15 protein-coding genes are annotated in these 17,227 nt (G+C 74.9%); 3 read left to right on the top strand and 12 right to left on the bottom strand.

All coding sequences use genetic code 11. The features are described from left to right. From GTQ99_RS08835 to GTQ99_RS08825, 3 genes are all read right to left on the bottom strand, one after another. Positions 1–1,110 (bottom strand): diguanylate cyclase domain-containing protein (locus GTQ99_RS08835; protein WP_205707086.1); only part of this gene is annotated, 1,110 nt, incomplete at its 3' end. A 166-nt stretch (positions 1,111–1,276) separates the two neighbouring features. After that, positions 1,277–2,590, bottom strand: coding sequence for a sensor domain-containing phosphodiesterase (locus tag GTQ99_RS08830; RefSeq protein ID WP_166615370.1), 1,314 nt, complete (start codon positions 2,588–2,590; stop codon positions 1,277–1,279). A gap of 108 nt (positions 2,591–2,698) precedes the next feature. Then, entirely contained in the window at positions 2,699–3,607 is a 909-nt protein-coding gene (locus GTQ99_RS08825) for an NAD(P)H-binding protein (protein WP_166615369.1), read from the bottom strand. Positions 3,608–3,756: 149 nt separating this feature from the next. On the opposite strand from GTQ99_RS08825, the gene GTQ99_RS08820 reads away from it, so the two are divergent. Beyond that, positions 3,757–4,731, top strand: coding sequence for a cupin domain-containing protein (locus GTQ99_RS08820; protein ID WP_205707085.1), 975 nt, complete (start codon positions 3,757–3,759; stop codon positions 4,729–4,731). Between the two features lie 83 nt (positions 4,732–4,814). Further along, the gene (locus GTQ99_RS08815) at positions 4,815–6,215 is read left to right on the top strand and encodes an amino acid permease (RefSeq protein ID WP_166615368.1); all 1,401 of its coding nucleotides are present in this window, start codon (positions 4,815–4,817) and stop codon (positions 6,213–6,215) included. Positions 6,216–6,265: 50 nt separating this feature from the next. Here GTQ99_RS08815 and GTQ99_RS08810 read toward each other — a convergent pair whose 3' ends face one another. The 7 genes from GTQ99_RS08810 to GTQ99_RS08780 form a co-directional block, all read right to left on the bottom strand. Beyond that, on the bottom strand, positions 6,266–6,682 hold the full coding sequence (locus GTQ99_RS08810; RefSeq protein WP_166615367.1) for a VOC family protein: 417 nt from the start codon (positions 6,680–6,682) through the stop codon (positions 6,266–6,268). A gap of 195 nt (positions 6,683–6,877) precedes the next feature. Then, on the bottom strand, positions 6,878–7,762 hold the full coding sequence (locus GTQ99_RS08805) for an alpha/beta hydrolase (RefSeq protein WP_166615366.1): 885 nt from the start codon (positions 7,760–7,762) through the stop codon (positions 6,878–6,880). A 70-nt stretch (positions 7,763–7,832) separates the two neighbouring features. Beyond that, positions 7,833–8,708, bottom strand: coding sequence for a phytanoyl-CoA dioxygenase family protein (locus GTQ99_RS08800; RefSeq protein WP_166615365.1), 876 nt, complete (start codon positions 8,706–8,708; stop codon positions 7,833–7,835). Between the two features lie 30 nt (positions 8,709–8,738). Further along, entirely contained in the window at positions 8,739–9,632 is an 894-nt protein-coding gene (locus GTQ99_RS08795) for a carbohydrate ABC transporter permease (RefSeq protein WP_166615364.1), read from the bottom strand. Between the two features lies 1 nt (position 9,633). Beyond that, positions 9,634–10,584 (bottom strand): carbohydrate ABC transporter permease, encoded by a 951-nt coding sequence (locus GTQ99_RS08790; RefSeq protein WP_166615363.1) that lies wholly within the window; start codon positions 10,582–10,584, stop codon positions 9,634–9,636. Continuing rightward, positions 10,584–11,912 (bottom strand): ABC transporter substrate-binding protein, encoded by a 1,329-nt coding sequence (locus GTQ99_RS08785; RefSeq protein ID WP_338074855.1) that lies wholly within the window; start codon positions 11,910–11,912, stop codon positions 10,584–10,586. The genes GTQ99_RS08790 and GTQ99_RS08785 overlap by 1 nt, the downstream gene beginning before the upstream one ends. A gap of 83 nt (positions 11,913–11,995) precedes the next feature. Then, positions 11,996–13,522 carry an alpha-N-arabinofuranosidase gene (locus tag GTQ99_RS08780; RefSeq protein WP_166615371.1) on the bottom strand — a complete coding sequence of 509 codons (1,527 nt, stop codon included), beginning with the start codon at positions 13,520–13,522 and terminating at the stop codon, positions 11,996–11,998. Between the two features lie 396 nt (positions 13,523–13,918). Here GTQ99_RS08780 and GTQ99_RS08775 point away from each other — a divergent pair, with 396 nt between their 5' ends. Further along, positions 13,919–14,950, top strand: a complete 1,032-nt coding sequence (locus GTQ99_RS08775) for a LacI family DNA-binding transcriptional regulator (protein ID WP_166615362.1) — start codon at positions 13,919–13,921, stop codon at positions 14,948–14,950. Positions 14,951–14,954: 4 nt separating this feature from the next. On the opposite strand, the gene GTQ99_RS08770 is transcribed toward GTQ99_RS08775, so the two are convergent. Both GTQ99_RS08770 and GTQ99_RS08765 read right to left on the bottom strand, forming a co-directional pair. After that, positions 14,955–16,304, bottom strand: a complete 1,350-nt coding sequence (locus GTQ99_RS08770) for an extracellular solute-binding protein (RefSeq protein WP_166615361.1) — start codon at positions 16,302–16,304, stop codon at positions 14,955–14,957. 147 nt (positions 16,305–16,451) lie between these two features. Next, positions 16,452–17,227: DUF2332 domain-containing protein (locus GTQ99_RS08765; RefSeq protein WP_166615360.1), on the bottom strand; the 776-nt coding region annotated here is incomplete at its 5' end.

Below are 17,227 nucleotides of genomic sequence, written 5' to 3'. Positions count from 1 at the left end.
CTCCCTGGCCCGCCGCTTGGCCCGGTACATCGCCCGGTCGGCCGTGCGCAGGACCTCGTCGACGTGCCCGGCCGGGGAGACGGCCCGCGACGGGCTGGTCACGGCCACCCCGATGCTGACGCCGACCCGCACCCGCACCCCCGCCAGCAGCGCGGGCCGCGTCATCGCGGCGCGGATCCGTGCGAGGACCGCGCTGAGCGAGCCGGCCGAGACGCCGCCGGCGCCACCGGCGTCGCCGGCGGGCAGGTCCTCGCAGACGACGACGAACTCGTCCCCGCCCAGCCGCGCGACGGTGTCCTCGACGCGGACGGCCGCGCCCAGCCGGCGGGCGACCTCGACGAGCAGCAGGTCGCCGACGTGGTGGCCGTGGGTGTCGTTGACCTGCTTGAAGCCGTCCAGGTCCAGGAACAGCACCGCCAGCGGCGACCCGTGCCGCTGCGCGGTGGCCACCGCGTGCGCGAGGCGGTCGACGAGCAGCACCCGGTTGGGCAGGCCGGTCAGCGGGTCGTGGGTGGCGGCGTGCGCCGCCCGCTGCTGGGCGCGCCGGGCCTGGTCGCGGTCGTGGGCGGCCAGCACGTACCCGCACGCGACCTCGGCCAGCACCTGCGCCGTCTCCAGGTCCTGCGCCGCGAAGGGGCCCGGCAGCGCGCGGAAGAGGTCCAGCGCCCCCCACACCTCGCCGCGCGCCACGAGCGGCACGCTGGCCACCGCGTGCAGGCCCTGCGACGCGGCGTGGACGGTGAACTCCGGCCAGCGCTCCAGGCGGGAGCCCAGGTCCTCCTCCACGACGAGCGCCGCGCTGCGGAGGGCGTCCCCGCACGGGCCGTCCTGCAGCGCGTCCTGCAGCTCCTCCGCGTCGCGGGCGGCCCCGGCGCTGGCCTGGACCAGCCGCATCCGCTCGCCCGCGCGGTGGACGACCCCGACGCCCTCCACGTCCAGCAGGCGGGTGGCCGCCGCCGCCAGCTCGCGCAGCACGTCGGAGACGTCGAAGGGACCGGCCGCGCAGCGGGCGAAGTCGCGGAACACCTCCACCAGGCGCTCGGCCGCGGCGGTGCCCGCGGCGTCCGCGGGGTGCGGGGCGGCCACGTCGGGGGGTCCGGGGTGCGCCACTGCTGCTCCTCTGCCCGGCCGGGGAGGACGGCTGCGCGCCGAGGCCCCGGTGCTGTCCACCCGACCGCCGGCGAGGAGAAGCCGCTGGAGCGGGCCAGGCCATGGTGGCAGCGTCGCGCCCCGGGCGCAGCGGGCCGGCGCGGGCGGAGCGCGGTGCGGGCGGGGCTCAGGCGTGCTCGCGCAGGAGGCGCTCCTCCAGCTGCTCGGCGCTGCACGCCGCGGAGAACAGGTGGCCCTGGGCGCGGCGGACCCCCAGGGCCGCCAGGGCCGCCGCCTGGTGGCGGTCCTCGACGCCCTCGGCGACGACCTCGCAGCCCAGCTGCAGGCCCAGCTGCACCAGCGAGCGGACGAGCAGGTCGTCGCGCGGGGAGCGTCCCACCCCCTGCACGAAGCAGCGGTCGATCTTGACGACGTCGGGGTGGAAGCGCTGCAGGTAGCTGAAGCTGGCGTAGCCGGTGCCGAAGTCGTCCAGGGCCAGGCGGACCCCGAGCCCGCGCACGCGCTGCAGCGCGACGTCCACCTCCGGGCCGGCGTCCGCCGCGGACGTCTCGGTGAGCTCGACGGACAGCGCCGCGGCGGGCAGCCCGCTGACCGCCAGCGCCTCGGCCACGGCGTCGGCCACCTCCGGGTCCCCGAGCTGGCGGCCGGAGAGGTTGACCGCCACGTGCAGGTCCGCCGCCGCGGGCAGCTCGCGGCGCCAGCGGGCCACCCGGGTGCACGCCTGCTGCAGCACCTGCCGGCCCAGCGGGACCACCAGGCCGCCGGCCTCGGCGACCGGCAGGAACGCCGACGGCGGCAGCAGGCCGCGCTCGGGGTGGGCCCAGCGCGCCAGCGCCTCCACCCCGACCCGGCGCCCGGAGGACAGCTCCACCACCGGCTGGTAGTGCACCACGACCTCGCCGGCGTCGAGGGCCGCGCGCAGGCGGCGGCTCTCGGGCAGCACCCCGCGCGCGTCCAGGCCCGCGGCGGCGTCCGCGCGGCGCAGCTCCAGCAGCTCGGCGACGGAGGTGGCCAGGTCGGTGAGCACCTGCACGGCGGCGGGGTCGAAGGGGCGCACCCGGCGGTCCAGCACGCACAGCGCCCCCAGCGGCAGCCCGTCGCGCCCGACGACCGGGGCGCCCGCGTAGGCGCGCAGGCGCTCCGGGCCGGTGACGAGGGGGTTGTCGGCGAAGCGGGTGTCGGCGGTGGTGTCGGGCACCACGAGGGTGCGCTCCTCGGCGACGACGTGGGCGCAGAAGGACACCTCGCGCGGCGTCTGGCTGGTCGGGCGGCCCAGCACCGCGTCCAGCCCGGGAGCGGACGCGAACCACTGCCGGTCCTCCTCCAGCAGCGCCACCGCCGCGGCCGGCGCGCCCAGCACCCGCGCGGCGGCGGCGGTCAACGCGTCCAGCGCCGCGTCGGGGCCGGTGTCCAGGACGCGGTAGCTGCGCAGGGAGGCCAGCCGCTCGCCCTCGCGCGCGTGCGGCGCTGCTGCGGGCATCGGACCTCCTGCGCTGCGTCCGGCCCGTCCGGCCGGTGGTCCTCCCCTCCCCCGTCCGCGCCCGTCCCAAACCCCCGAGCCGGCGGCGACCACCGCACCGCGGTGCGCTCACGCACCCGCCGGTCGGCTCCCCCGCACCGCCGCGGCCGCCGGCGCGGGGCCGCACGCCGCCCGCGCCCACTCCTCGATCGTCGTCGGCGAGGACGTGGCCGGGCCGCGCCCGGCCCGCGGGCGGACGGTCCCGGCCGAGAACGCGGCGTGCATGCGCAGCTGCAGGTCCACCACGTCCGCGGGCAGGCCCGCCGCGGTGAGCAGCGCGCGCACCTGCTCCTGCGGCAGCCGCACGTAGCGCAGGCCCGGCACGCCCAGGTGCGGGCCGAGCGCGGCGACGGCCGCGGCGAGGGTCAGGTCGCGCGGCCCGAGGACCTCGCGCACCCCCGCGCGCGCCGGTCCCAGCAGCTCGGCGGCGGCGGCGTCGGCGACGTCGGCCGTCGCGACCATCGGCAGCGCGACGTCGGGGTCGATCGAGTCCACGTGCACGCCGTGCTCGCGCATCGCCGGGACGGCGGGCAGGAACGCCTCGAAGAACATCCCCGGCCGCAGCAGCAGCACGTCCGCGTCCAGGGCGGCCAGCCGCCGCTCCTGCGCGCGCAGGCTCAGCAGGAACCCCGTGTCCTCCTCGACGTCGGCGCCCAGCGAGCTGAGGGCGACGACGCGCGGAACCCGCGCCGCGCGCAGGGCCGCGGCGACCGCCTCGCCCAGCCTGCGCTGCTGCTCCAGGTAGCCGGGTGCGGTGGCCTCGAACGGCGAGAGCACGTACGCGGCGTCCGCGCCGGCGAAGGCCGCCGCCAGCGCCGCGGCGTCGTCCGCGCCGGCGACCACGTGCTCGGCGCCCGGCACCGCGGCGCGCAGCCGCGCGGCGTCGCGGCCGACGGCGCGGACCGCCTCGCCGGCCTCCAGCAGCGTGCGCGCGACGCGGCGGCCGGTGTTCCCGGTGGCTCCCAGGACGGTGATCATCGGTTCCTCCTCGGTCGGGGGTGCTGGTCGGCCCAGCGCCCCCACCGTCGCGGGCGCCGCCCGCCCGGGGAACGACCGCGCGTCCGGCGGGCCTGCCCGATCGTCCGGCGCCCTGGACGCGCGGTGCCCGCGGCGCCGAGACTCCCGGGGTGAGCGCAGCAGCGGGCACCGGTGCCCCGCACCCGCCGTGGGCGGCCGCCGACCCCGTCGGGGACGCGCTGCACGGGCTGCGGATGACCGGCGTCTACTACTGCCGCTGCGAGCTCAGCGCCCCGTGGGGGTTCTCGCTGCCGGCGGTGCCGGACTGCCTGTGGTTCCACGCCGTCACCGCGGGCCGCTGCGTGCTGGAGGCCGGCGGCACCCGCGCCGAGCTGGCCCCCGGCGACCTCGTCCTCGTCCCGCGCGGGGACGGCCACGCCCTGGGCGCGCAGGCCACCGGCGCCCGCCCGTGCGTGCTCACCCTCGCCCACGAGAGCACCGACGGCCACCACGCCGTGCTGCGCGCCGGCGGCGGCGGCGCGGCGACGACGATGGTCTGCGGGGCGGTGCGCTTCGACCACCCGGCCGCCCGGACGCTGCTGGACCTGCTGCCCGCGCTCCTGCACGTGCCGGCGGCCGCGGCCGCCGGCGGCGTCGCCGACGTGCTGCGGCTGCTGGCGGCGGAGGTGGAGCAGGTGCGCCCGGCCGGCGAGGCCGTCCTCACCCGCCTCGCCGACGTGCTCGTCGTGCAGGCCGTGCGGCACTGGCTGGACTCGGCACCGGCCGCGCGGGAGGGCTGGCTCGGGGCGCTGGTGGACCCGGTCGTGGGACCGGCGCTGGCGCTGGTGCACCGCGACCCGGGGCGGGAGTGGACGGTCGCCTCGCTGGCGGCGGCGGTGCGCGTCTCGCGCAGCGCCTTCGCGGCGCGCTTCACCGCCGTGGCCGGCGAGCCGGTCATGCAGCACGTGACGCGCTGGCGCATGCACGTGGCGCTGGAGCGGCTGCGCTCGCCGGAGGCCACGGTCGCCGCGGTCGCCCGCCAGCTGGGGTACCGCTCCGAGGCGGCGTTCAGCCGGGCGTTCACGCGGGTCGTGGGCCAGCCGCCGGGCCGGGCGGCGCTGGCGCTGCGCGCGCCGCGGGGCTGAGCCCGCGCGGTGGTGGACCGGCGGGCCGCGGGGTGCGATCGTGGCCGGGGTCCGTCCGTCCGGCTGTGCCGAGGGAGGCCCTCGTGAGCACCACCCAGGTCGACACCGAGAACCAACCCGAACTGCGCCGGGTCATCGGCCCGAAGCTGCTGCTGCTGTTCATCGTCGGGGACATCCTCGGCACGGGCGTCTACGCCCTCACCGGTCAGGTCGCGGGCGAGGTGGGCGGCGCGGCGTGGCTGCCGTTCCTGGTGGCGTTCGCGGTCGCCACCGTCACCGCGTTCTCCTACCTGGAGCTGGTGACGAAGTACCCGCAGGCGGCCGGTGCCGCCCTGTACGTCCACAAGGCGTTCGGCCTGCAGTTCCTCACCTTCCTCGTCTGCTTCGTCGTGATGTCCTCGGGCATCACCTCCGCCTCCGCCGCCTCCCGGGCGTTCGCCGCCAACCTCGTCGTGGGTTTCGGCCTCGACCTCGGCAACACGGGCATCATGGCCATCGCGCTGGCGTTCATGGCGCTGGTGATGGCGGTGAACCTGCGCGGGGTCAGCGAGTGCGTCATGCTCAACGTCGTCCTGACGCTGGTGGAGCTGACCGGGTTGCTGACGGTGATCCTGCTGGGGTTCTGGGCGATGGCCGGCGGGGACGCGGACTTCTCCCGGGTGATCGCCTTCGACACCCCGGAGGACAAGAACGTCCTGCTCGCGGTGAGCACGGCGACGTCGCTGGCCTTCTTCGCGATGGTGGGTTTCGAGGACTCCGTCAACATGGCGGAGGAGACGAAGGACCCCAGCCGCATCTTCCCGCGGACCCTGCTGACCGGGCTGGGCCTCACCGCGGTCATCTACGTGCTCGTCTCGATCTGCGCGGTCGCGGTCGTGCCGGTGGGCGTGCTGGCGCAGAGCGAGACCCCGCTGGTGGAGGTCGCGCAGACCGCCGCCCCGGGTTTCCCGATGTCGGACCTGCTGCCGTTCATCTCGATGTTCGCGGTCGCGAACTCGGCGCTCATCAACATGATGATGGCCAGCCGGCTGGTCTACGGCATGAGCCGGCAGCGGGTCCTGCCGACGTTCCTGTCCGCCGTCCACCCCTTCCGGCGGACCCCGTGGATCTCGATCCTGCTGACGACGGCCATCGCGGGGGTGCTCATCGTCTACGTGTCGCTGTCGCCGGGATCCCCGGTCGTGGCGGTCCTGGGCGGGACGACGTCGCTGCTGCTGCTCACGGTGTTCTGCGTCGTCAACGTCGCGGTGCTCGTGCTGCGCCGCGACCCGGTGGAGCACCGGCACTTCTCCGCCGGCCGGGTCCTGCCGGTGCTCGGGGCCCTCTCCTGCGCCTACCTCGTCCTGCCGTGGACGTCGGGGCGCGACCCGGAGCAGTACCGGATCGCCGGGGTCCTCGTCGCCCTCGGCGTGCTGCTGTGGGCGCTGAACGCGCTGGCGACCCGCGGCAGCCACCGCGGGCAGCGGGCCGGCGCGGGCCGCTAGGACCCGGCCGGCGTTCCCCCGCCGGCGCCCGCCCGCCCGGCGCCGCCCGCTCAGGCGGGGGTGGAGACGTTGACCATCCAGTCGACCCCGAACCGGTCGGTGAGGGCGCCGTACTGGTCGCCCCACACCTGCGGCTGCAGCGGCGTGGTGACCTCGCCGCCCTCGGCGAGGCCGGTGAAGAACCCGCGCAGCTGCTCGAGGTCGTCGCCGGACAGGCACAGGGCGAGGTTGCCGCCGGTGGCCGCGGACATCCCCGGCATGGCGTCGGAGACCATGAGCGTGAAGCCGGCGGGGGTGTCGAGCTGGCCGTGCATGACGCCGTCGGGGTCGAGGCCCTCGGCGCCCTCGGCGGTGAACTCGCCGAAGGTGGAGATGCTCACCTCCCCGCCGAGCACCGACCGGTAGAACGCCAGCGCCTCGCGGGCGGTGCCGGGCAGGTTGACGTAGGGGCTGAGTCGGGGTGCCACGGGGACCTCCTGGATCGGGACGGGTGGCGCGCGCCGCCCGGCTGCCGCCCGGCGGGTCCGGGCCGGCTGCACTGGTGACCCGGCGGCGGCGCGGAACTCACCGGTGCCCGCCACGGTGGACCCGTGGCCGCCGGGCGGCGGCTCCACGACGGTGGCGGCCGTGGAGGGAGCGGGCGCGGGAGGCGCGGCGCCGGCTCAGGCCGGCGGGTGCGCTCCGCGCTCGGCGAGCCAGCCGGCGATCACGTCGACGCTGCGCGCGGCCCCGGGGTGCTCGGGCTCGTTGAGGTGGCCGTGCCGCGTCCCGGGTTCGGTGTGCACCTGGACCGGCACGCCCGCCGCGCGCAGGGAGCGCGCGAACTCCTCCCCCGAGGGCCGCAGACCGTCGACCTCGCTGAGCAGCACGAGCGTCGGCGGCAGCTCGCGCAGCTCCTCGGGGCCGGCCAGGCCGGGCACGGCCGCCACGGGCGGCTCCCGCAGGTCCCCGGTCCCCAGCAGGTGGCCGTAGATGCTGCGCACCACGTCGGAGCCGAAGCGCTGCTCCGGCGGCAGCTGCGCCAGCGCGTGCGCGAGGTCCGCGGACGGCTCGGGCCCCTCCAGGTGCAGCGTCGGGTAGACGAGCAGCAGGGCGGCCGGCACCGGCAGCGGCCGGTCGCCGGCGAGCAGCCGCAGCACCGCGCCGGTGGCGAGGTTGGCGCCCGCGCTGGCACCGCCCAGGACGGTGGTGCCCCCCGCCCACGGGCGCTCGGCGGCGGTGGTCCAGGCCCAGGCCGCGAGCACGTCGTCGGAGGGCACGGGCCAGCGCACGGGCCAGCGCGCGGCCGTGCCCTCGGTGGCGAGCCGGTAGTCGACCGTGACGACGGTGCAGCCGGTGCGCTCCACCAGGGACCGGGCGACCCAGTCGGCCTCCGGCATGTCCAGGTCGCCGTGGACGAAACCGCCGCCGTGGCACCACAGCAGCGCCCCCTCCCCCGAGCCGGGGTGGACGCGCAGCGGGACCTCGCCGTGCGGGCCGGGGACGAGCAGGCGCTCGGGCGCCGGCGCGCCGGGCGGGTCCTCGGCGGGGGCGGTGCTGGTGCTCATCGGCTCTCCTCCACGGTGCTCGCGGCGGGCGGTCCCGGGCGGGGGCCCGCCCGCCAGGGTGTCAGCGGCGTCAGCCGGCCGCTCCTCCGGCGGCCTGCTGGGCGAGCAGCCGCGGCGGCACGACGGCCTCGCGCGGAGCGGTCGGGGTGAAGGCGAAGCGGTCCACGCCCAGGCCCCGCAGGACGGCCTGCTCCACGGGGGAGGACTGCGAGGCGTCGGCGCGGTCGAAGTCCATCGGCTCGCGCAGGGCGATCGGCGGGTTGGTGATGAGGCGCTGGGCGCGCAGCACGTTCTGCGAGGTGGCGTGCAGCATGAACGGGTGCATGAGCACCACGTCGCCCTGGCGGCCGGTCAGCTCCTCGAAGTCCCGGCAGTGCTCGACGAGGCGGGTCTGCTGCAGCACGTCGGGCAGGACGCCCTCGGGGCGCTCGGCCAGGAAGCGGGCCACGACGCCGACGGAGTCGGTGGCCACGAAGGTGCCGCCGCCCCGGGAGACGACGTCGGTCCACAGCACGATCGTCAGCAGCCCCTGCTCGGGGGAGTCCAGGAAGTGGCGGAAGAAGTCGCCGTCCTTGTGCCAGCCGCCCACCTTGGCCGACGGCTCGTCGAAGGGGCGGTCGGCGCCGACCCCGAGGTTGGCGATGATCCCGTCGCTCCACTCCCAGGGTTCCTGGATGCGCTCGCGCCCGCCCAGCAGCTGGCAGGCGGCGGCGAAGGCCGTCGGGGCGAACTCCTCGGCGTCCACGTGGGTCTGCGAGGACAGGTGCACGCGGGGGCGGTCCCACGTGCTGGGGTCGTCGCGGTCGACGCCCAGGCGCTCCCAGGAGCGGTCGACGATCGGGGCGGCCTGCTCGGCGTCGAAGCACTGCTCCAGGACGACGTAGCCCTTCTCGAGGAAGTGCTCGACCTGGGCGTCGCTGAGCGGGGCGGTGGTGCTGGTGTCCACGGGCTTCCTCACGATTCCGAAGGGGGGCTCTCAGCCCTTGAAGGCGCCGTCCATGATCCCGGAGACCATCTGCTTGCCGAAGAAGGCGAACATCACCAGCAGCGGGATGGTGACCAGGAACGAGCCGGCCATGGCCAGGCCGAGGTCGACGGAGATGTTGGACTGCAGGGCCTTGATGGCGATCTGCGCGGTGTACATGTCGGGGGACTTCAGGACGATGAACGGCCAGAGGAAGTCGTTCCAGGCGTTGACGAAGCCGAGCAGGCCGAGGACGGCGGCCGCGGGGCGGACGACGGGGAAGGCGATGCGGGCGAAGATCTGCCAGGAGTTCGCCCCGTCCATGCGCGCCGCCTGCAGCAGCTCGTCGCTGATGGTGGCGCTGATGTGCTGGCGCATCCAGAAGATGCCGAACGCGCTGACCAGGCCGGGCACGACGAGCGCCTGCAGGGTGTCCACCCAGCCGAGCTGCGACATGATCATGTACTGCGGGATGACGGCCAGCTGCGCCGGGACCGTCATGGTGAGCACGAGGACCAGGAACAGCGCGTCGCGGCCGCGGAAGGTCATCTTCGCGAAGGCGAAGCCGGCCAGCGAGCACAGGAACGCCTGCCCGACGGCGATGAGCGCGGCGACGATGAAGCTGTTGATCAGCGAGCGCACGAACGGCACCGTCTCGAAGACCAGCCGCAGCAGGTCGAGGAAGTTGCCGCCGGGCACCACGCGCGGCGGCAGCTGGGTCGCCGCCTCGGAGCCGACGGAGGAGACGACGAACATCCAGTAGACCGGGAAGATGCACGCCGCCGCCGCCAGGGCGAGCACCAGGTAGGTGTACCAGCGCACCCGGACGATGCCCCGCCGGCGGCGGGTCCTCGGGGCGGGCGGGCGCAGGTCGTCCTGCCGGCGGGGGTCGATGGTGGTGGCCATGTCAGCCCTTCCTCCCCAGACGGCTCGACAGCAGGAAGTTGACGAACGCCACGACGACGATGATGGCGAACAGCGCGACGCCGACGGCCGAGCCGTAGCCGAACTTGAACGAGCCGAAGCCCTGCTCGAAGAGGAACAGCGAGAGGGTCTGGCACTGGCGCGCCGTGCCGCAGGTGAGCGTGCCGTTGGACAGCAGCAGCGGCTCGGTGAAGATCTGCAGGCCGCCGATGGTGGACATGATGACGGTGAAGACGATCACCGGGCGCAGCGAGGGCAGGGTGATGTGGAAGAACTGCTTGACGGGACCCGCCCCGTCCACGGCGGCCGCCTCGTACAGGTCGCGCGGGACGGCCTGCAGCGAGGCCAGGTAGAGCAGCGTGTTGTAGCCGAACCAGCGCCAGATGACCATGACCGAGATGAGGACGTGGCTGCCGGCGGCGCTGGACATGAAGTCGATGTGCTCGAAGCCCAGCAGCTCCAGGAACCAGTTCAGCAGGCCGTAGTCGCGGTTGAAGATCTGGGCGAAGACGATCGCCGTCGCCGCGACCGAGGTGATGTACGGCAGCAGCATCGCCATGCGGAAGAAGTTGGCGAACCGCAGGAAGGCGCTGTTGAGCACCTGCGCCAGGATCAGCGCGATGATCAGCTGCGGGACCGTCGAGATGATCCAGATGCTGAAGGTGTTGCGCAGCGCGTTCCAGAACCGCGGGTCCTCGGCGAGCAGGCGGAAGTTCTCCAGCCCGACGAACGTCTTGTCGCCGATCGGGTTCCAGTCGAACAGCGCGACGTAGAAGGTGAACAGCAGCGGGAACAGGCCGAAGACCAGGAACAGGACGTAGAAGGGCGCCACGTACCCGTAGGGCGCCAGCCGTTCCCAGCGCTTCTCCACCGGCCGCGTCGCGGTGGCCGGTTTGACGCCCCGCAGGGTGCCGGGAGTCAGGGTGGCGCTCATCAGGCGCCGATCGCGGTCTTGATGTTCTTGGTGGCGGTGTCCCACGCGGCGTCGGCGGGGGCGCCGTCGCCCTCGACGCCGTTGAGGGCGTTGAGCAGCTCGGTGCTGATCTCGGTGTTGTACTCGCCGTTGACGAAGGGCTCCAGGCCCAGCACGGCCTGGGTGAAGATCTTGCCGGTGGGGGCGCCGCCGAAGAAGGGGTCGGTGTGGTCCACCAGCTCCGGCTTGTCGTAGTTGACCGGGGTGGTGGGCAGCGAGCCCGCGTCGATGAAGTGCTGCAGCTGCTGCTCGGGGGACTGCATCGTCGTGATGTACTTCCACGCCGCCTGCGGGTTGGCCGCGCGCGCCGGGATCGCCAGGTAGCTGCCGCCCCAGTTGCCGCTGCCGCCGGGGATGACGGCGATGTCCCACTTGCCCTCGGTGTCGGGGGCCGCGGAGCGGATCGAGCCGAGCATCCACGAGGGTGCGGCCACGGCGGCGAACGCCCCCTTGGCCATGCCGGCGTTCCAGCCGTCGGTGAAGCTCTCCAGCTTGGCGGTGATGCCGGCGGCGATGGCCGCCAGCCCGAGGTCGAAGGACTCGCGGACGATGGGGTTGGTGTCGTAGACGACGTCGCCGTCGGCGGAGTAGTACTGCTCCTCGCCCTGGGAGACGGCCTGCAGGAAGACGGTGGTGGCGGCGTTGTCGATGAAGGCGTTGCCGGTCGCCTGGGTGTAGCGCTGGCCGGTGGCGATGAAGTCCTGCCACGTCGGCCACAGCGCGCTGACCTCGTCGCGGTTGGTCGGCAGCCCGGCGGCGGCCATGAGGTCGGTGCGGTAGGCGACGCCCATGCCGCCGACGTCGGTGGGGATGCCGATGATCTCCCCGGACTTCGCGGTGGCCTGCGCCATCACCCAGTCCACGTAGTCGTCCTGGATGTCGTCGGCGCCCAGGGTGGTCAGGTCGACGAAGTTGCCGGGGTTCTTCATGAACTTGGGCAGGTCACCGGCCTGGATGAGCACCAGGTCGGGCACCTTGCCGCCGGCCAGGGCGGTGGTCAGCCCCTGCGCCGTCTCCTGCGCGTTGCCGACCTCGGTGAGCTTGACGGTGACGTCGGGCGCGAGCTTCTTGTACTCCTCGACGGAGTCCTTCTGGTTGATGCCGGTGAAGGACCAGAACTCGAAGGTGTTGGGGTCGCTGGAGCCGCTGGAGCCGCCCGAGGAGCAGGCGGAGGCCGTCAGGGCGGTCCCGCCGGCGAGGGCCGACAGGGCCAGTGCGCGGCGGCGGGACAGCGAGGTCGACAGCACCCTGGACGTGGCGGACTGCGGGGCCGAGAGCTTGTTCTGCACGGAGGTCCCCTCCCTTGGGGAGTCGTGGTGGACGCGCCGGCCGGCAGCCGGTGCGCTGGTGCGCTGGTGGAGGCGGTGGGGCCTCAGGCGGTGGGGAAGCTCACCGTGGCGAAGCTGTGCGCGGGCAGCGTCACCCGCAGCGTGCCGCCGTCCAGGCGGACGTCCTCGAGGTCGCGCACGTGCACCGGGGTGCTGGAGGCGGTGTTGTGGTCGGTGATCTTCTCGGCCGTCAGCAGCCGGCCGACCGGGGCGCCGGCGCTGACGCCGCGCACGTCGACCTCGACCTCGGCCGGGCGCTCGGCGTCCAGGTTGGTCAGCGAGACCAGGACCCGGCCGTCCTTGGTGCTGGCCGAGGCGGAGAACAGCGCGAGGTCCTCGTCCCCGACGCGGCGGGTCGGCACCGCCCCGCGCACGGCCAGCGGCAGCGACGCCGCGTCGTGGTGGCCCTTGTTCATCGCGAACACGTGGTAGCTGGGGGTGAGGACGAGCTCCTCGCCGTCGGTGAGCAGCATGGCCTGCAGGACGTTGACCGTCTGGGCGATGTTCGCCATGACGAGGCGGTCGGCGTGGCGGTGGAAGGCGTCGAAGTGGACGCCGGCCACCAGCGCGTCGCGCATGGTGTTCTGCTGGAAGAGGAACCCGGGGTTGGTGCCGGGCTCGACGTCGAACCAGGTACCCCACTCGTCCAGCACCAGCCCGACCTCCTTGCGGGGGTCGTAGGCGTCCATGACGGCGGCGTGCCCGGCGATGATCTGCTCGATGCGGGCGGCCTCGGCCACCGTGCGGTAGTACTCCTCGACGTCGAAGTCGGTGGCCGACCCCTTGTTCTCCCAGGTGGGGCCCACGATCGTGTAGTGGTGGAAGGAGATCGCCTGGTAGGTGTTCTTCCCGTGCCCGCTGACCTCGCCGGCGCCCAGGTAGCGGCCGAGGTTCTGCATGAGCACCTCGGTCCAGCGGTAGTCCGCGTCGGCGGCACCGGCGGCGATCCGGTACAGGTGGTTGTCGCCGTGGTCCAGGCTGTAGGTGCCGAACTGGCGGGCCAGCTCCGCGTAGGCCCCCGAGCTCATGCCGCCGCCGCAGCCCCAGGGCTCGTTGCCCAGGCCCCAGAACGGCACGCTCCACGGCTCCTCGCGGCCGTGGCTGCGGCGCAGCCTGGCCATCGGCGAGTCGTCGGCGCGCGTGAGGTACTCGATCCACTCGGCGGCCTCGCGGACGGTGCCGCTGCCGACGTTGGCCGACACGTACGGGTCGGCGCCCAGCAGCTCGCACAGCGCCATGAACTCGTGGGTGCCGAAGGAGTTGTCCTCGACGACGTCGCCCCAGTGGGAGTTGACCATCGTGGGGCGCTCCTCGCGGGGGCCCACGCCGTCGCGCCAGTGGTAGGTGTCGGCGAAGCAGCCGCCGGGCCAGCGCAGGTTGGGGATGTCCAGGGCGCGCAGGGCCTCGACCACGTCGAGGCGGATGCCGCCCTCGTTGGGGACGGGCGAGTCCTCCCCCACCCAGAAGCCGCCGTAGACGCAGCGTCCCAGGTGCTCGGCGAAGTGCCCGTACAGGTGGCGGCTGATGCGCGGGCCGGGCAGGTCCGCGTCCAGGACGGCCTGCACCCGCAGGGCCGTTCCGGGCGCGGCGGTCGCCGCCGGCGCCGTCCGCTCGTCGTCGAGAAGCACGGGGTCCTCCGTGGGTCGGTGGGTGGGGCGGCACCGGCGCGGCGCAGCCGTGCGCCGCGGCGGTGCTCGAAGCTCTCGGGCCGGGCCGGCGCTGCGGCCCCCCACCTTCGGAGAGCCGCCGCCCGACCGGCGTGTATCGATATAGTGAGCCGCCGCCCGGGTCGTGTCAAGGACCTCGGCGCGAGAGCAGCGGTACCTTCTGCTGTGCGGGCACCGCTGCGGGGCACCACCTCGCGGCACCGCCGACGCACCGCACGCCCACCGACGCACACCGCACGCAGACCGCACCGCCGCGCCCCGGCGAGGACCGGGGCGTGCCGCAGGACGAGGAGGACCGCGATGGTCACCATGCGCGACGTGGCGGCGGAAGCCGGGGTCTCCCCCATGACGGTCTCCAACGCCCTCACCGGCCGGCGCCCGGTGAGCGACCGCACCCGGCAGCTGGTGATGGAGACCGTCGAGCGCCTCGGCTACCAGGTCAACGTGGCCGCGCGCAGCCTGCGCCAGGGGCGGACCGGCGTCGTCGGCATCGCGGTGCCGACCCTGGACAGCCACTACTACAGCCGGCTCAGCCACGGGCTCGTGCAGGCCTTCTCCCGGGCGGGGCTGGCGACCGTGGTCGAGGAGACGCACGCCAGCCGCGAGGGCGAGCTGGCCGCCTTCCGCGACTCCCGGCTCAACGCCTACGACGGCCTCGTCATCGCGGCGCTGGGCCTGACGGAGCGGGAGATCAACGCCCTCAGCCGCGAGGTCCCCGTCGTCGTGCTGGGCGAGCAGGAGCTGCACCAGACCGTCGACCACGTCAGCATGCCGAACGTCGAGGGGGCCGAGGCCGCCACCCGGCTGCTCGTCGAGCGCGGCTGCCGGCGGCTGGCGATCGTCGGCGCCCCGGCGCTGGAGGACCCGCCGGAGGAGGAGCTGCCGGAGGGCGGGGCCGCCTTCGCGCTGCGCGCGCAGGGCTTCCTGCGCGTGGTGCGCGAACACGGCCTGAGCGCCGTCGGCTCGCACGCGGGCGTCACCCAGGCCGCCGGCGCGCGCTGCGCGCAGGAGCTGCTGGCGCTGCCCGAGCGGCCCGACGGCGTCTTCTGCGTCACCGACACGCTGGCCTTCGGCTTCGTGCGCGGGCTGGCCGACCACGGCGTGCGGGTGCCCGACGACGTCCTCGTCGTGGGTTTCGACGACGTCGAGGACGCCCGGTTCCGCATCCCGTCGCTGTCCTCGATCGCCCCCGACCACGACCAGATCGTCGAGCAGACCGTCCGGCTGCTGGGCCGGCGCATCGCCGCGCCGGCCGCCTCGCCGCGCGACGTCACCGTCGGGTTCCGGGTCGTCGAGCGCGAGTCGACGACCCGGGACCGGGACGTTCGCTGAGCGCTCAGGAGGCGCTGGCGGCGTTCATCGCGTCGGCGAACTCCTGCGGGGTGACCGTGAGGCCGAACAGCTTCTCGATGTTCTCCAGCAGCGCCTCGGCCGCCGTGGGCGAGAGCGCCTGGTCCCAGGACTGCTGGAACGTGGCGGCCCCCGAGGCCAGGTCGTAGACGAACTGCAGCCACTCGGCGTCCTCGGTGCCGGCGAACAGGCTGTCGGAACCGGTGACGACGGGCACCGAGCCGGACTCGATCCACGCCTTCGTCGTGGCGTCGGTGACCACGCCCTCGGCGAAGAACTTCTTCGCCGCCTCCTTGGCCTCCGGGGTCGCCCTGGCGGACATCGCGTAGTACCCGGCCGGGTTGCCGACGGTGGCGGTGGGGTCGCCCGCGCCGCCGGTCACCGTGGGGAAGGTGCTGTAGCCCAGGTGGCCGCCGGTCACGAAGTCGCCGCCGTCGGTCTTCATCGACCCGTACACCCACGAGCCGTGCAGCATCATCGCGGCCTTGCCGCTGTAGAGCAGCGCCTGGTCGGCGTTGGAGTCGGCCGTGACGGAGGCGAACCCGTTGATGAAACCGCCCGCGCGCACGAGGTCCTGCACCTTGGTGAGCGCCTCGATCGAGCCCGGCTGCGACCAGCCGTCGGGCTGGCCCTCGTAGATGGAGGTGAACAGCTGCGCGCCGCCGATGCGGTCGTAGAGGTACTCCAGCCACATCATGTTCGTCCAGCGCGACTGCCCGCCCAGGGAGATCGGCGCGATGCCCGCGTCGTTGAAGACGGGCACCAGCGCCATGAGCTCGTCCCACGTCGTCGGCGGCTCGGCGCCGACCTTCTCGAAGGCCCGCTTGTCGTGGTAGAGCACGATCGGCGAGACCGTCTCGCACGGCATCGCGTAGATCTTGCCGTCGACGGTGGCCGCGGCGAAGGCGCTGGCGAACAGCTCGCCCTTCAGCTCGGGGTTGTCGTCGAAGAAGGGGGTGAGGTCCTCGACCTGGCCGTTCCCGACGTAGTCGCGCAGGCCGCCGCCGCCCCAGGTGGGGATGATCGTCGGCGCCTGGTCCGCGCCGATGGCGGTGCGGATCTTGGCCTTGTAGGCGTCGTTCTGGAACGAGGCCAGCGCGATCTCCTCGTCGGGGTTGGCCTCGTTGAAGGTCTCGACGGCGTCGGTGCGGATCCCCTCGGCGGGCTGGCCGGTGAGGATCCACATGCTGGGACCGTCCCCGCCGCCGGAACCGCCGGCCTGCCCGGGGCCCGAGGAGCCGCCGCAGGCGGCGAGGGAGGTCAGCGCCGGGGCGGCCAGGGCCAGGGCGAGGAACGAGCGGCGGCCGGCGGAGCCGGTGGGCGCGGGAACGGTCATGACGACGCTTCTCCGTCCATCGAGCCGCGGCAGTGCGGCGTCGAGCAGGGTGGCGGCCCGGGGTGGGCGGCGCGTCGCCAATGTATCGTTATAGAGCCGGGCGCACCAGCGTTCCGCGCAGCCGCCGGCCCCGCCGGGCCGCGCACCTCAGGGCGGCGCCAGCCACGCCAGCGAGCGCCCCCGCGACCAGCAGCGGCCCACGGTCTCCACCCGCGGGTCCGCACCGCCGAGCAGCGCGAGGCCGACGAGGCTGTGCCCGGAGGCGGGGCGGTCGCCCAGCGTCGGCACCCCCGGCGCGACGCCGACCCCCTCCACCGACACCCACGCCAGCGGCCGCCCCGCCGCCGCCTCGTGCAGGCGGCGCAGGAAGCGCGGGCGCCGCCCGGGCGGCACCCGCGAGAGCGCCCACGTCGTCGTGACCACGGGCAGCGCCTCCGCGGGCACCCGGGCGACGGCCCCGGCCAGCAGGTCCACCGGCTCCCCGCGCAGCAGCAGCAGCGCGGGCAGCCGCCGCGCCAGGGCCACCTGCGCCTGCAGCCGCGCGGTCCGCTCCGGCAGGTCGGGCAGGTCCGGCGCCAGGCAGGCGCGCAGCCACCGGACGTCGTCCGGGTCGTGCACGTCGAGCGGGTCGCGGTCCAGGCCGGTGCGGGAGACCACCTCGGGCACCGCCCGCCCCGGCGGGGGCCGCCGCCCCACGAGCGAGAGCGGCAGGCGCACGGGCGAGGAGGGCTCGCCCAGCACGTGCCCGTCGCCGCAGTCGACGGCCACGCGGTCGAGGCCGAGGTCGAACCCGGCCGCGCAGTCCACGGAGACCAGCCCGACCGCGCCCGCGCCCGCCCGGTGCGCCGCCTCGGCCACGGCCGGGTGCAGCACGGCGCAGCTCCCGCTCCCCCCGGCGGGCGCCCGCCGGGGGGAGCGGGAGC

This window comes from Kineococcus vitellinus, from assembly GCF_009906315.1.
Taxonomy (GTDB): Bacteria; Actinomycetota; Actinomycetes; order Actinomycetales; family Kineococcaceae; genus Kineococcus; species Kineococcus vitellinus.
The sequence above is the reverse complement of the archived record's forward strand: the minus strand, read 5'-3'. Positions and strand labels throughout refer to the sequence as shown.